This is a genomic window from Streptoalloteichus hindustanus, assembly GCF_900129375.1.
Taxonomy (GTDB): Bacteria; Actinomycetota; Actinomycetes; order Mycobacteriales; family Pseudonocardiaceae; genus Streptoalloteichus; species Streptoalloteichus hindustanus.
The window spans coordinates 255,323-268,700 of the sequence record NZ_FQVN01000009.1 but is presented as its reverse complement, the minus strand read 5'-3'; the positions used below and the strand labels follow the sequence as shown (position 1 = coordinate 268,700).

At 75.8% G+C, this 13,378-nt stretch carries 14 protein-coding genes; 6 read left to right on the top strand and 8 right to left on the bottom strand.

The window, feature by feature from the left end; translation table 11 throughout:
* Window positions 1–6: 6 nt before the first annotated feature.
* From BUE43_RS25880 to BUE43_RS34805, 3 genes are read right to left on the bottom strand one after another with little or no spacing between them, the layout of a single operon-like run.
* Window positions 7–2,796 carry a glycohydrolase toxin TNT-related protein gene (locus BUE43_RS25880; RefSeq protein ID WP_073487998.1) on the bottom strand — a complete coding sequence of 930 codons (2,790 nt, stop codon included), beginning with the start codon at window positions 2,794–2,796 and terminating at the stop codon, window positions 7–9.
* Window positions 2,793–4,292, bottom strand: a complete 1,500-nt coding sequence (locus BUE43_RS34810; protein ID WP_073487995.1) for a TNT domain-containing protein — start codon at window positions 4,290–4,292, stop codon at window positions 2,793–2,795. Before BUE43_RS34810 ends, BUE43_RS25880 begins: the two co-directional genes overlap by 4 nt.
* Window positions 4,289–4,852 (bottom strand): hypothetical protein, encoded by a 564-nt coding sequence (locus tag BUE43_RS34805; RefSeq protein WP_200797668.1) that lies wholly within the window; start codon window positions 4,850–4,852, stop codon window positions 4,289–4,291. Before BUE43_RS34805 ends, BUE43_RS34810 begins: the two co-directional genes overlap by 4 nt.
* A gap of 152 nt (window positions 4,853–5,004) precedes the next feature.
* Here BUE43_RS34805 and BUE43_RS25865 point away from each other — a divergent pair, with 152 nt between their 5' ends.
* From BUE43_RS25865 to BUE43_RS25845, 5 genes are all read left to right on the top strand, one after another.
* Window positions 5,005–5,601: a pentapeptide repeat-containing protein gene (locus BUE43_RS25865; RefSeq protein ID WP_143174379.1), complete on the top strand. Its 597-nt coding sequence runs from the start codon at window positions 5,005–5,007 to the stop codon at window positions 5,599–5,601.
* A gap of 83 nt (window positions 5,602–5,684) precedes the next feature.
* Window positions 5,685–6,923 carry an MFS transporter gene (locus tag BUE43_RS25860; RefSeq protein WP_073487990.1) on the top strand — a complete coding sequence of 413 codons (1,239 nt, stop codon included), beginning with the start codon at window positions 5,685–5,687 and terminating at the stop codon, window positions 6,921–6,923.
* Window positions 6,920–7,927, top strand: a complete 1,008-nt coding sequence (locus tag BUE43_RS25855) for a DMT family transporter (RefSeq protein WP_327083487.1) — start codon at window positions 6,920–6,922, stop codon at window positions 7,925–7,927. Before BUE43_RS25860 ends, BUE43_RS25855 begins: the two co-directional genes overlap by 4 nt.
* Before the next feature lie 226 nt (window positions 7,928–8,153).
* On the top strand, window positions 8,154–9,011 hold the full coding sequence (locus BUE43_RS25850) for a bifunctional methylenetetrahydrofolate dehydrogenase/methenyltetrahydrofolate cyclohydrolase (protein WP_073488149.1): 858 nt from the start codon (window positions 8,154–8,156) through the stop codon (window positions 9,009–9,011).
* Window positions 9,008–9,295, top strand: a complete 288-nt coding sequence (locus BUE43_RS25845; RefSeq protein ID WP_073487987.1) for a DUF3017 domain-containing protein — start codon at window positions 9,008–9,010, stop codon at window positions 9,293–9,295. Before BUE43_RS25850 ends, BUE43_RS25845 begins: the two co-directional genes overlap by 4 nt.
* A 108-nt stretch (window positions 9,296–9,403) precedes the next feature.
* Here BUE43_RS25845 and BUE43_RS25840 read toward each other — a convergent pair whose 3' ends face one another.
* Window positions 9,404–10,423, bottom strand: a complete 1,020-nt coding sequence (locus BUE43_RS25840; RefSeq protein WP_234995920.1) for a medium chain dehydrogenase/reductase family protein — start codon at window positions 10,421–10,423, stop codon at window positions 9,404–9,406.
* 96 nt (window positions 10,424–10,519) lie between these two features.
* Here BUE43_RS25840 and BUE43_RS25835 point away from each other — a divergent pair, with 96 nt between their 5' ends.
* Window positions 10,520–11,203, top strand: coding sequence for a TetR/AcrR family transcriptional regulator (locus BUE43_RS25835; RefSeq protein WP_083960148.1), 684 nt, complete (start codon window positions 10,520–10,522; stop codon window positions 11,201–11,203).
* A gap of 204 nt (window positions 11,204–11,407) precedes the next feature.
* Here the strand turns inward: BUE43_RS25835 and BUE43_RS25830 are convergent, their stop codons facing one another.
* The 4 genes from BUE43_RS25830 to BUE43_RS25815 form a co-directional block, all read right to left on the bottom strand.
* Window positions 11,408–11,602, bottom strand: coding sequence for a DUF1918 domain-containing protein (locus BUE43_RS25830; protein ID WP_073487984.1), 195 nt, complete (start codon window positions 11,600–11,602; stop codon window positions 11,408–11,410).
* A gap of 121 nt (window positions 11,603–11,723) precedes the next feature.
* Window positions 11,724–11,918, bottom strand: coding sequence for a DUF1918 domain-containing protein (locus BUE43_RS25825; RefSeq protein WP_073487981.1), 195 nt, complete (start codon window positions 11,916–11,918; stop codon window positions 11,724–11,726).
* An 80-nt stretch (window positions 11,919–11,998) separates the two neighbouring features.
* The gene (locus tag BUE43_RS25820; RefSeq protein WP_073488143.1) at window positions 11,999–12,391 is read right to left on the bottom strand and encodes a hypothetical protein; all 393 of its coding nucleotides are present in this window, start codon (window positions 12,389–12,391) and stop codon (window positions 11,999–12,001) included.
* 55 nt (window positions 12,392–12,446) lie between these two features.
* Window positions 12,447–13,274, bottom strand: coding sequence for a metal-dependent hydrolase (locus BUE43_RS25815; protein ID WP_073487979.1), 828 nt, complete (start codon window positions 13,272–13,274; stop codon window positions 12,447–12,449).
* Window positions 13,275–13,378: the final 104 nt, after the last annotated feature.

Here is a 13,378-nt window from a genome sequence, read left to right as displayed (position 1 = left end):
CGTGGCTCATCGCGGGCGCGGCGGCGGGGTGGTGGCGGCGTCGATCTCCGTCAGCACGCCCTCGGCCAGCAGCTCGTCGACCGCCTTCGGCAGCACATAGGCGGTGCCGCCCCCGACCTCGCCGAACCAGGGCACCGCCGTTCCGGTGACCACCTCGACGAACTGGCGCAGCCGGTACACGCGGTAGCTCCGGTTCGCCCACGCCCGGGGGAGCGACCGCTGGCGGAACGGGGTGCCGGCGGCGTAGACCACGTTGCCGCCGTCGCCGCCGAAGCGGTCGACCTCGGTGTCCGGGGGGAGCGTCGCGACCCGCTTGCCCCGGTACAGCCGCAGCGGCGGTTCACCCGGCAGCGGGTACGCCGGCCAGGGGTCGGGTTCGGCCTCCGGCTGTCCGCCCCCGTGTCGGGCGCCCGCCTCGCCGGGCGCGGAGCGCTCCGCCCGCGAGCGGTCGTCCTGCCGCGCCCTCGCCGCCTCCCCGCCCGGTCCCACCGGGTCGTGCGGGCCGGCCGCGACCAGGGGAGAGCCGTCCGCCGCGCCGGGCTCGGCGTGGCGGGCCGGACGGCCGGCGGGCTCGCCCGCGGCCGGGTCGATCCGGTGCGGCGCCGGGAGGAGCTCCGTCTCCGGGGTCCGCCAGGGCTCCGCGAGGTCGCGCGCCGGGGACGCCTCGGGCGAGCCCGGGGCGTTCGGGGACCGCCGGTCCTGCCGGGAGAACCCGCCGGTCGGGGGCTGGTGCCTGCCCGAGGCTTGGTGGTGGTCCCCGTCCGGCGCGAAGCCGTGGCCGCCCGCGGCCGGGGGCGGGGTGAACAACGCCGTCCGCGCGTCCGGGGAGGACGAGGGGGACCCCGACGGCACAACGGACGTCGCGTCCGCGTGGGGCGCGGACGAGGCCGGCGGCGGCAGGTACGCGGTGGCGTCGGCCGCCGCCTCGCCACCCCGTCGGTCCCGGGCCCGGAACCCGTTGTCGGGCGACTCGTGGCGGGCGAGGCGCTCCGGTGGCGTGGCCACGACGTGCTCGCCCGCCCGGTCAGCGCCGTCCACGTCGGCGAACTCCGTGGCGTGCCCCTCGAAGTCGGGCCGCGCGCCCGCGCGTCGAGACGGCATGTCGTGGTCCTCGGCGTCGTGCTGTCGTCGCCCGGCCATCTCCCCGTGTGGGGCGACCGCGCCGGCGGGCGCCCCCGGGCCCGGCTCACCGGCCGGCGGGAGGGCCCCCGCCGGCAGGATGTGGGTGGCCTGCTCGGGCTCCGCGGTGTGCGCGCCCGGGCGCTCCGGTCGGGGCTCCCGGGAGCGGAACGCCCCCGCCGGCTCGTCGCCGAGGTCCACCCGCCGGTTGCGGCGCGACCGGGGCGGCGGGTCGCCCTGCGCGTCCTCGGCCGCCGCGCCGAACGCGGGCAGGGGTTGGGTGGTGATCTCGGTCTGCTCCGGGCGCCGGTGCGTCGGGGGTTCCGGCTGCCGCGCGGCCTGGTTCTCGACGGGCTCACCCGTGCGGTGCTCCCCGGACTGCTCCCCGGTCCACTCCGGCCGGCGTGACGGCTGCTCCGCCGCGCGCCGGCGCGGCCGGTCCTCGTCCACCGCACCGACCGGCTCCTCGTGCGGGGCGGGGAGCGGCTCGGTGCCAAAGCCAGAGTCGGTGCCGAAACCGGAGTCGGTGCCGAAACCGGAGTCGGTGCCGAAACCGGAGTCGGTGCCGAAACCGGAATCAGGGCTGAGTCCGGAGTCGGCGCCGAAACCCGCGTCGGGGCCGGGCGCGGAGCGCTCGGCGGGACGCGGGTCCCCCGCGCCGATCGGCTCAAGCCGCTCCTCCGGCTGCCGGTCGGGCCCGGGCGCGCCGGCCGCCGGCCCGTCGCCGGGGCGGTCCGCCGCGGCCTCCGCCGGCTCGGCTGGCCGGGCCAGCCGAGCCAGCCAGGCCGGGACGCGCTCCGGCGGCAGCGGGAAGAGCTGGAGCTCGTCGGCCACGTCGGCGGCCGACGGCGGGCGGCCCCACTGGGGCTCGTCCTCGTGGTCGTAGCCCACGCTCAGCTCGCCGTTGGCCCTGACCAGCAGGCGCATCCGGAACCAGGTGCCCGCGCCCGGCTCGTACCGCCCCGACCGCAGGCGGAGGAACGTCATCGCGGTCGACCGGGGGACGTCCACCCGGTGGACACCGTCCGTCCCGGCCACCTCCATGCCGAACTCGCCGTGGTAGCCCACCACCTGCGCGACGACCCGCAGCCGCTCCCAGCCGGGCGGGGCCAGGGGCCGCAGCTCCTCGGCGATCCTGGCCAGCAGCGCCTGCTGCTGGGCCTCGTCGAGCGGGCCGCGGTCAGGGACGGGCACCGGCGCGGGCGCCGGTGCGAGTGCCGGTGCGGGCGGCGCGCTGGCCGCGGCCTCGTCCAGCCGGGCCCGGAGCCAGTCCGGCACCGCGGCCGGGTCCCGGGGGTAGCGCTCCAGGTCGGCGGCGTAGAACGCGGCCGGCGGCTCCTGGTCGCCCCAGGCCGGCTCCTCGTCGAACTCGTACCGCAGCCGGGCCTGGTTCGGCGGGGTCAGCCAGCCCAGCACGGAGAACCAGGTCCCCCTGCCCGGCTGGTACATCCGCTCCCGCAGCTCGCCGAGGACCTGGACGACCTCGTCGGGGAGGCGGCCGGCGACCGTCTCGCCGTCGGCCCTGGTCACCTCGTAGGCGTGGCCGTCGGCCCTGTGCACCGCGACGAGCTGGAAGTGCAGCTCACGCCAGTCCGCGGGCAGCACGCGCGCGAGCAGCCGGCAGCACCGCTGCTCCAGCGCGAGCTGCTCCTCCTCGGTGAGCTGGGGTGAGGTCACCCTGACTCCTCTCCAAGAGCGTCGTCGCCGGTCGGGTCGCCGCGCCCGGGGATCTCCGCCAGGCTCCCGTCGTCCAGCAGCTCCTTGACGGACCTCGGCAGGAGGTGGGCGGTTCCGCCACCCGGCTGACCGAACCACGGGATCGCGACGCCGGTGAGCACCGGCACCGGCCGCAGCACCCGGTACACGTGGTACTCGCGGGACACCCAGTCCGCCGGCAGCGAGCGGTGCGGGAACGGGGTGCCCGCCGAGTAGGTGAGGTTGCCCTCGGGAGTGCCGAACCGGTCGACGTCCGTCCCCGCGGGCAGCGTGCCGGGCGTGACGTCCTGGAACAGAGTCAGCGGCGGCTCCCCCGGCAGCGGCGCGATCTCCTCCGGGCGCTCCGGCTCCGGTTCGGGCGCCGGCTCCGGCTGGCGACCGGCCAAAGGGTGCGGCTCCTGCTCGGCCGCGCCGGCCACCAGGGCGGTCGGCGGCTCCGCCCGTTGGCCGTTCGGGACCTGCTCGGACAGCGGCGGCGTGAAGGGCGCCACCGGCGCCGTGACGTCCGACGGCGCCGCGACGGGCTGCTGGGCGGGCGTCGGCGGCGCGGGCTGGGCCGGCTGCTGGACCTGCTGCTGGACCGGGGCGGGTCCGGCCTGCCCTGGTCCGGCCTGCCCCGGACCCGGTTGCGCGGCCGGGACGGGCGCGGTCGGCGCGGGTTGCTGCGCCGACGGCTCGGCGGGCCCCGGCGTGAGCAGCAGCGTGCCGACGAGCTGCGCCGCGGCCTGGTCGACCGTCTCGAAGCCGACCGGGTGCAGCTGGGCGCCCCGGTCCGACCAGAAGACCAGCCAGCCGGCCGGCTCGCGGATCAGGCACCAGGCCCGCTCCGCCGCGCCGCCCACGCGGTAGGCCGTCGGCGGCACGCCCAGCTCGTCGAGCCGCTGGCGCAGGCGCCGCAGCGCGGCGTCCTCCTCCGGCGTGATCTGCGGCCCCGCGGGCCCCGGCTGCGGGGCCGCGGCCGGGCCGGGCTGGGCCACCGGGGCCGGGGGCGCGACCGGGGCCGGCGCCGGCGGCGGCCGGAGCTGGCCGGCGCGCTGCCGCAGCCAGTCCGGGGTGTTCTCCTCGTCCCTCGGGAAGAACCGGAGCTCGTCGACGAACGCCGCGGGCGGCGGGGTCTGGCCGTGCCAGCCCGGCTCGTCGGTCCGGTTGTACTGGATGGAGTAGCGGTCGGGGTGGTTGAGCTGGAAGCGCGCGCTGAACCACGTGCCCCGGCCGGGCCGGTACATGCCGGCGCGCAGCTCGGCGAAGCGCTGCGCGACCTCGGGCGGCGGGTTCCAGCTCTGCGTGGCGCCGGTGACGAAGTGGACGGTCACCGGCATCTCGACGTACCGGCCGGCGGCGCGGTAGTCGATCTCCACCTCCTCCCACCCCGGCGGGAGGGTGTGCACGAGCTGGACCGTGGTCTGCTGCAGCAGGTGGTCCTGGTCGACGGGGTTCAGCGGCCTGGGGCCCGTCATCGGTTCACGTCCTCCTGCCAGGCGCCCTGCGCGGCGGTGTGCGGAGCGGCGGGCGCCGTGCCGGGCGCGGGCGGCTGCGGAGCCGCCTCCCGCGCCCCGGCCAGCCGGGCCCGCAGCCACGCCGGAACGTGCTCGTCGTCGCGCGGGAACGCGTCCAGATCCTGGGCGAACACCGAGGCGGGGATCGGCGGGTCCCAGAGGGGGTCGTGTTCGAAGTTGAAGCTGACGTGGAACTGGCTGGGCGGGTCCATGGTGTAGCGCATGGAGAACCAGGTCCCCAGCCCCGGCTGGTACATGAGCTGACGCAGTTCGACCGCGGCGGAGGTGACTTGCGGCGGCGGGGCGAAGACCGGCGTCGTGCCGTCCTCCATGACCACGGTGAGCGTGAGGTCGTGCACGGTGCTCGCCACGGTCGCCCGGAGATCGATCCGGCGCCACCCGGCGGGCGCGACGGCGAGCAGGCCGCCGCCGATCACCTGGAGCAGCTCGTCGGTGCGGTCCTCGTCCTCCTGCGGGTCCGGCGCTGCCACCCGCTGGTCTGGGTGCGGTGGTTCGTGCATGGTGACGGGCTCCCGGTGTCGGTCGCGGTTCGGTGCCGCCTCGGCGGCAGGAGTCGGGGTTGCGACGTTAGTGCGAACGGGTGGACGACTGGGATCGATCCCCGCCATCTCCACCCGGGTCGGTGTCGGGGGTCACTGGCAGGGTGGCAGGCGTGACCGACGACGAGATCACGGGGGAGGACCTCGCGGACGGGGTGTGGGCCGGCGAACGCTGGGAACGCCGCACCTTCACCCGCTGCGACTTCACCGGAGCGGATTTCTCGAGGTGGGAGACCCGGGGGTGCACCTTCACGGAGTGTGACTTCAGCCGGGCTGATCTCACTGACTCGCGGCATCTCGCTACCGCTTTCCGGGGCTGCACCTTCCGGAGAACCGTGTTGACCGGCGCCGAGCTCCGGCAGTGCAGCCTGTTGGGGACGTCCTTCGTCGACTGCCGGCTGCGCTCCACGCGCCTCGACGAGGTCGACTTGACGCTGGTCGGACTGGGCGGAGCGGATCTGCGCGGGATGGACCTGAGCGGGCTGCGGCTGCGCGAGGCCAACCTCGTCGACGCCGACCTGCGCCGCGCCGACCTCCGGGAGGCGGACCTGTCCGGGGCGCGGCTGCAGGGCGCCCGGATGGAGGAGGCCGACCTGCGGGGCGCGCGCCTGGACGCGGACGGGCTCGTGGGGGCGCGGCTCGTCGGCGCGCGGATCGACCTCCCGACGGCGCTGGCGTTCGCCGCCGCGCACGGCCTGCGCGTGGACTGACGGCTCCCGGCCCCGCCGGCCGACCTTCCCGCCGCACGGAAAAAGCGACTGCCGAACTCGGGTGACTCGGCGAGTATTTTCCGATGCGGGCTCTGATGGTCGAGATGTTCAAGGTCCCGCGCCTGCCTTCGGTGTGGGCGTGGTCGTTACTCGCCCGACTGCACGTCACGGGGACCGGCATCGCGTTGTCGCTGCACGTCGCCGGCTGGAACGACTCCTACCTGTGGGCAGGGGTGGTGAGCGCGGCGCTGGCCCTGGGCACCGGGGTGGCCGGCCCGCTGCGGGGGCGCGCGGTGGACCGCCGGCCGGCCGCGCCGATGCTGGTGCTCACCGGCGTGCTCTACGGCGGCGGGCTGACCGCGCTGGCGTTCCTCCCCGCGTCGCTGTGGTGGCTCGGGCCGCCGATCGCGCTGGTCACCGGCCTGTTCCTGCCGCCGGCGACCCAGCTCAGCCGGACCGTGCTGCCCCGCATGGTCCCGAGTGGGCTGCGCGGCTCCGTCTACTCGATGGAAGCCGCGATGCAGGAGCTGCTGTTCATCGCCGGGCCGATCGGGGCCGCCGCGGCCGTGTCGCTGTCCGGAGCCCGGGCCGCGGTCCTGCTGTGCGCCGGGCTGGCCCTGGTCGGCTCGCTCGGGTTCGCCTGGGCCGTGCGCCGGGCGGGGGTGAGCGAGCCGGAGCCCGCCGAGCCCGCAGGCGAGGCGGGGGAGGGGGAGCCCCGCCGCCGGGGCGGTGTCCTGGCGGTGCCGGGCGTCCTGCCGCTGGCCGTCACCTACGGCCTGCTCGGCGTGGGCTTCAACGCCCTGGACCTCGCGCTCGTCGCGTGGGCGCGGGACAGGGGCACGCCCGCCATGGCCGGCGTGCTGGCCCTGGTGTGGGCGGTCGGGTCGCTCATCGGCGGGCTGCACGCGGCCAGGGGCGGCGGCCCGGGGCTGGTGGTCAGGGTGGTGCTGGCCGCGGCCGGCCAGCTCCTCGTGGCGCCGTTCCTGCCGCCGGTGGTCGACGGCCACCCGGTCGTCCTCGGCGTGGTGCTCGTCGTGACCGGCACGACCATCGCGCCGGCGATCGGCGCCATCTACACCCGGTTGGGTGAGGTGGCGCCCGCCGGCCGCCGGGCGGAGGCGTTCGGCTGGCTGTCCACGATGGCCACCACCGGTGCCGCGTTCGGCGCTCCGGTCGCCGGCGCGCTGCTCGACGGGCTCGGCCCGGCGGCGGCCGTCGCGCTGGCCTCCGTCGCCGCCTGGGCCGGGGTGCTCATCGTTCGTCGGGTGCCGAAGATCACGCGGTCGGCGGCCGAGAAGGTGCAGGAGGATCCTCGGACGTGAGCCAGGTTCGGGAGTCTCCGGTGTTGGTGGCGAACGACGGCGGTGCGGGGCGCCCGGCGCCCGGGCAGGCGCACCGCTGGCTCGGTCTGGCCGCCGCGCTCGGCATCGGCCTGGTGATGTCCGTGCAGTCGCGGATCAACGGCGAGCTGGGCCGCCGGCTGGGCGACGGGATCGGCGCCGCGGTGGTCTCCTTCGGCGGCGGGCTGGTGCTGTTGGTCGTCCTGGTCTCGGCCATGCCCTCGGGCCGCCGCGGCATCGCCCGCGTGCGGGACGCCCTGCGGGGCGGCGCGCTGCGGCCGTGGCAGTGCCTCGGCGGGGTGTGCGGCGCGTTCTTCGTGGTCAGCCAGGGGTTGGCGGTGGCGACGCTGGGCGTCGCGCTGTTCACCGTGGCGGTCGTCGCCGGTCAGGCCGGCAGCAGCCTCCTGGTGGACCGGGTGGGCGTCGGCCCCGCCGGGCCGCAGCCGGTGACCCTGCCCCGGGTGCTGGGCGCCGGGCTGGCCGTCGCCTCGGTGCTGGTCGCCGTGTCCGGGCGGCTCGGCGAGCCCTCCGGGTGGGCGCTGGCGGCGCTGCCGGCGCTGGCCGGGGCGGCCATGGCCTGGCAGCAGGCGGTCAACGGCCGGGTCCGGGTCGCCGCCGGCGCGTCGCTGCCGCCCACCCTGGTCAACTTCCTGACGGGCACGGTCGCGTTGCTGGTCGCCCTGGCCGTCGACCTGGCGGTGCGCGGGTTCCCCGGCGCGCTGCCCGGTGACTGGTGGCTCTACCTCGGCGGGCCGCTGGGCATCGTGTTCATCGCGAGCGCCGCGGCGGTGGTCCGGCTGACCGGCGTGCTGGTGCTCGGGCTCGGGTCGGTGGCGGGTCAGCTCGTCGGGGCCGTGCTGCTCGACGTGTTCGCACCCGCCCCGGGCCAGGCGGCCGACACCGCGACCTTCGTCGGCACGGGGCTGACGTTGGTCGCGATCGTGCTCGCGATCCTGCCCGGACGGTCTTCCGCCGGCGTTTCCTGAATCCTGGTCCGCGCGCGCTCTCGGTGTCGCTTCCGACGTCTTCGCCGTCCTGGGGGAACGCCGAGGGACCGTCGCTCCTGGCTCTCCCCTGCCCGCCGCGTGGTTCCCGACGAACGCCGGCGCCAGGCCGGCGGCCACGACGCCGGGCAGGGCTGCCGGGCAGGGTCGCGGGGTGGTGGGGGCTGGCGTCCACCCGAGCCGGGGCCACCTGGCACGATTGGTGGCCGTGACCGCCACCATCCTCGACGGCAAGGCCACCAAGGCAGCGATCTACGACGACCTGCGCAAACGGGTCGCCGCCCTCGCCGAGCGCGGGCTGACCCCCGGACTGGCCACCGTGCTGGTCGGCGACGACCCCGGCTCGCACGCCTACGTCCGGCAGAAGCACCGCGACTGCGCCCGGCTCGGGATCACCTCCCTGCGCCGCGACCTGCCGGCCGACGCCAGCCAGGCCGAGGTGGAGGCGACGCTGGACGAGCTGAACGCCGACCCCGCGTGCACCGGTTACATCGTGCAGCTCCCGGTCCCCGGCCACCTGGACACCGGCGCGCTGCTGGAGCGCATCGACCCGGCCAAGGACGCCGACGGCCTGCACCCGGTCAACCTGGGCCGGCTGGTGCTCGGCGAGACGGCGCCGCTGCCCTGCACCCCGCGCGGCATCGTCGAGCTGCTGCGCCGGTTCGACGTCCCGCTGTCCGGGGCGAACGTGGTGGTCGTGGGCCGGGGGGTGACCGTGGGCCGGCCGCTGGGCCTGCTGCTCACCCGGCGCAGCGAGAACGCCACCGTGACCCTGTGCCACACCGGCACCAGGGACCTGGCCGCCGAGGTGCGGCGCGCCGACATCGTCGTGGCCGCCGCCGGCAAGGCGTCGTTGATCACCGCCGACATGGTCCGGCCGGGCGCCGCCGTGCTGGACGTGGGCGTCACCCGCACCGAGCAGGGGCTCGTCGGCGACGTGCACCCGGACGTCCGCGAGGTGGCCGGCCACCTCGCGCCGATGCCCGGCGGCGTCGGTCAGATGACCGTGGCGATGCTGCTCACCAACGTCGTGGAGGCGGCCGAGCGGGCCGCCGGCCTGGCGTGACCGCGCGGGAGCGCTCCGGCGCCCGGCGGCACCTGCCGTTCGGGTTGGTCCTGCTGGTCGTGGTGATCGGGCTGGGTTTCGTGTCCACCGCGCACTGGCGCAAGGGATCGTTGCTGATCGGCGCGGCCATGCTGCTCGCGGCCGGCCTCCGGGTGCTGCTTCCGCGGGACAAGCTCGGTCTGCTGGCGATCCGCAGCCGCGTCGTGGACGTGCTGCTGTACTCGGTCCTGGGCGTGGCCATCGTCGTCGTGGCCATCACCATCCAGGGCGGGCTGTTCGGCTGAGCGGTGGTGGGGCGAGCCGGCGTCGCCCCACCACCCGAGTCCACTGAGGACACCTGAACTGGACACAGTGGATGGACACTGTGGACGGTCTGAGTTCCGCGGACCAGCTCAGCTCGCGTTGTCCGCGCCGGCCCGCGCCTGGAGCACCACCTTGCCGGCGACCCCGCCGCCGACGAGCAGGCCGAGCGCCTCGGCGGCGCGGTCCAGCGGCAGCCGGTGGGCGACCCTGGCGTCGAGCTTCCCGTCCCGGAACAGGGCGATGACCTCCGCCAGGTCGGAGCGGAAGGTCGCTGTGGGGCGGACGTAGTAGAGCCTGGCCCGCCGACCGTTCGGCAGCAACGCCCAGGTGAGCACGCGTCCGGCCAACGGCAGGTACGGCAGCAGGGGGTGGCTGTCGTCCTCCAGCGTCGACTCCGAGCCGTAGCTCACGAGCGTGCCGCCGCGGCGCAGCAGCGGCCAGAGCGACCGCAGCCCCGGCCCGCCCACGTGGTCGAACACCGCGTCGAGCCCCGAGGGCGCCAACCGGCGCACGGCCGAGGCCACGTCCGCGTTCCGGTAGTCCACCGGCTCCGCCCCCAGGTCGCGGAGCACGTCGTGCTTGCCCGCCGAGGCGGTGCCGATCACCCGGGCGCCCGCCGACCGGGCGAGCTGCGCCAGCAGGGTCCCGACCCCGCCGGACGCGCCCTGGACCAGCACGGTGTGCCCGGCCTGGACGCGGGCGACCCGGTGGACCATCTGCCACGCCGTCACCCCGTTGGTCACGAGCGCCACCGCGTCGCCGGCGTCGACGTCCTCCGGCACCGGGGCGAGGCGTCGCGCTGGGACCTCGACCACCTCGGCCCACGCGCCGAACCGCGTCATCGCCGCCACCCGTCGCCCGAGGAGCGCGCCGTCGACGCCCGCGCCGACGGCGACGACCCGGCCGACCAGGTCGTAGCCGGGGACGAACGGGAACCTCGGCTGCCCGAGGTACCGGCCGCGCAGCATCTGCACCTCGGCGAAGGCGATCCCGGCCGCCTCCGTCCGCACCAGCACCCGGCCGCGCCCCGGTTCGCCGACCACGCGCTCCCGCGTCGCCAACACCTCGGGCCCGCCCGGTCCCGTCATGACCACCTCGGTCGACCGCACCCCACACCTCCGTGAGCACTTCTTGCTCTAGTTAGAAGCTATAACGCAAGAGTGAGGCTGTTACGGTGTTCGTGTCAAGTCGGAGGGAGGACGCTCGTGTCCGAGCAGGCGCGCAGCCCGAGGGAGCGGTACCGGGAGCAGACGCGGTCCGAGGCCAAGCGGATCGCCGTGGAGCAGCTCGCCGCGTCCGGCCCGGCCGGCATCTCGCTGAACTCCATCGCCAGGAGCATGGGGATCACCGGCCCGGCCCTCTACCGGTACTTCGCCGGCCGGGACGAGCTGCTCACCGAGCTGATCCGGGACGCCTACCACGACCTGGCCGACGCGGTGGCGGGCTCCGTCCAGGGCTCGGTCCGCCGCGCGCCCGCGACGCGCCTGCGCGAGATGGCGACGACCATGCGCGACTGGGCGCTCGCCCAACCGCACCGGTACCTGCTGCTCTTCGGCACGCCGGTTCCGGGTTACGCGGCTCCGGAGGAGACGATCGGCGCGGCGCACCGGACGATGGCGGCGATCCTCGACGTGCTCGCGGAGCTGGCCCCGCCCGAGCTGGCCACCCGGCCCCGCCGCTCGGCCCTGGACCGGCAGCTCGCGGCGTGGGGCGAGCGACAGGGGGCCGGCCACCTGCCGCCGGCGGTGCTCCGGAGGGGGCTGGCCGTCTGGAGCCGGTTGCACGGGGTCGTCAGCCTGGAGATCGAGGGCCACCTCGGGCCGATGGGCGTCGACGGGGAGCTGCTGTTCCGCTCCGAGGTCGACGCCCTGATCGCCGAACCCTGGTGAGCGGTCCGCGCCGTCGGGGTTCCGGCTGAGCGGCGGCGCGAGTGGAGGGCAAGAGGAACTCCCCGGCGCGACGCGCCGGGGAGTGGCCGGCCGGCTCGGCGGACCTCGGGGATCGAGGCTTGGGGTCGGGGCCGGAAGAACGTCGACGCGGTCGGCCCGGCGGTCGCGAGGCGTGCCGCCGGGTCGACCGCACGCGTGTCCTGATCAGTCCGTCGGGCCGCGCTGCTCGACCACGCAGTCGGTGCCCGGATACATGAGAGTTTCGTGCCCGTCGTCGTACCGGACCCGGTACGGCGGGGCGCCGTCCTGGCCGTGAACCTCCAGGACCTCGGCCACGTGTTCCTTCTCGCCGACGTGCCGGCCCTTCACGTGGAGCCGGTCGCCCACGGTCGCGTGCATCGTTGACCACCTCCGCAGCCCCCAGGGTAGGGGATGGTGGTGGGGGTCACACCCCGGTGCGCGCGGACGGGGGACGCGGGAGGCGCCCCGCGGCGGCCACGGCACGCCGCCGGTCGGTCAGTCAGTCCTGGGGGCCGCGCTGCTCGATGAGACAGTCCGGGCCCGGAAAGATGAGGGCCTCGTGACCGTCGTCGAACCGCACCCGGTAGGGCGGCTCGCCCATCGAGCCCCGCACCTCGACGATCTCGCCGACGTGTTCCCTCATCCCGACGTTGCGGCCCTTGATCCGGATCCGGTCGCCCACGGTCGCGTGCATCGGCTACCACCTCCGCGGCACAGCGTAGAAGGTCGTGGCCGCCGTCACAGCTCGCCCGATGCGGTGATCGGATGAGGTGGTCAGGAGCAGGACCGGCGGAGGTCGTCGAGCTGCTTGACCTTCTGGTCCGCCCAGGCGGCCATGTTCTGCGGGTTCACGTCGGACAGCTTGAGCTGCCCGAGCGAGTCGGCCATCTCCCGCAGCTCGCGCTGCAGGTTGGCGTCGGACGTCTGGTCGGCGAGGCGGCGCAGCTCGTCGGCCTTCTTCTGGGCCTCGTCCACGCTGCGCGCCGGGTCGGACAGGCTCGGGTTGAAGCCGGTCACCGCGCTGATCGCCTTCGAGCAGATCTGGGCCTTGTCGACCGCGTTCGACGCGCTGTCCAGCGCGCCGCACCCGGAGAGGCCCAGCGCCAGCAGGGGGCCGACCACGGCGGTGGTGAGCAGGAGGGCTGGACGGGAACCGGCGAACCGCATGAACCCGACAGTACCGACCAACACGCCCTCGCGGGGGCGCTCGGCGGGACAACGGTCAGGAGGACGCCTCGGCTCCCGGCAGCCACCCCAGGAGGTCCAGGCCCAGCCACGGGGCCGCGCCGGTCCGCTGCAACGCCGCCGCCGAGAGGAACAGGGCCAGCAGGGTCAGCCCCGGCAGGACCAGCGACAGCTCCACCGCGCCGCCCGTGCGCATCCGCATCGGCTTCGGCGGCGCGACCGGGAACCACGTCTTGCCCCTGATGGGGATCGGCCACAGCATCGGGCAGCCCTGCTCGGTGATCGCGTCACCGAGGTAGTGCGCCACGCAGCCGATGATCACCGCGATGCCGGCGGCTGCCGCGTTCTCCGGCGCCTCGACCACCCAGCGCAGGCAGGCCAGCGTCAACACGCCCGAGGTGACGGTGATCGCCAACGCGTCCCGCTTCGGGGACCACTCGTTCATCAGGCCCCGGACGGCGAGGCCGCAGAACACGAACATCAGCACCGGCAGCGCGTACCGGTTGCCCGCCTGGACGATCGCCGTCGTCACCAGCCCGGCGACCAACGCGAACAACACGGTGTGCGTCAGGCCGCGGTGCCCGCCGTCCCGCTTCGGGTCCCGACGGGTCTTCGTCGCCCGGTAGGTCCACCCGCTGACCGTGTTGACCACGCCGGAGACGGCCTGGCTGAACGGGCCGAAGGTGCGCGCCACCGTCGAGGAGGGGTGGTCGATGTCGGGCAGCAGCGCGGCTCCCGAGGACAACGCGGCGCCCACCACCCACGCCTGGGGCGTGAGCTGGCCGATCGCGTGCCCGCTCGCCAGCGCGGTCACCCCCGCCCACGCTGCCAGGCCGCTGATGGCATGCGTCGGACCCGTCGACATTCCGCCCCCCAGGTGATCTTCCGCCCGGAGGGTACCGATCATGCCCGTGGTCCGGCCGGCACTCGGTGCGAATGTGTGGATTCTTCGGGAACCAGGGGTTGTAG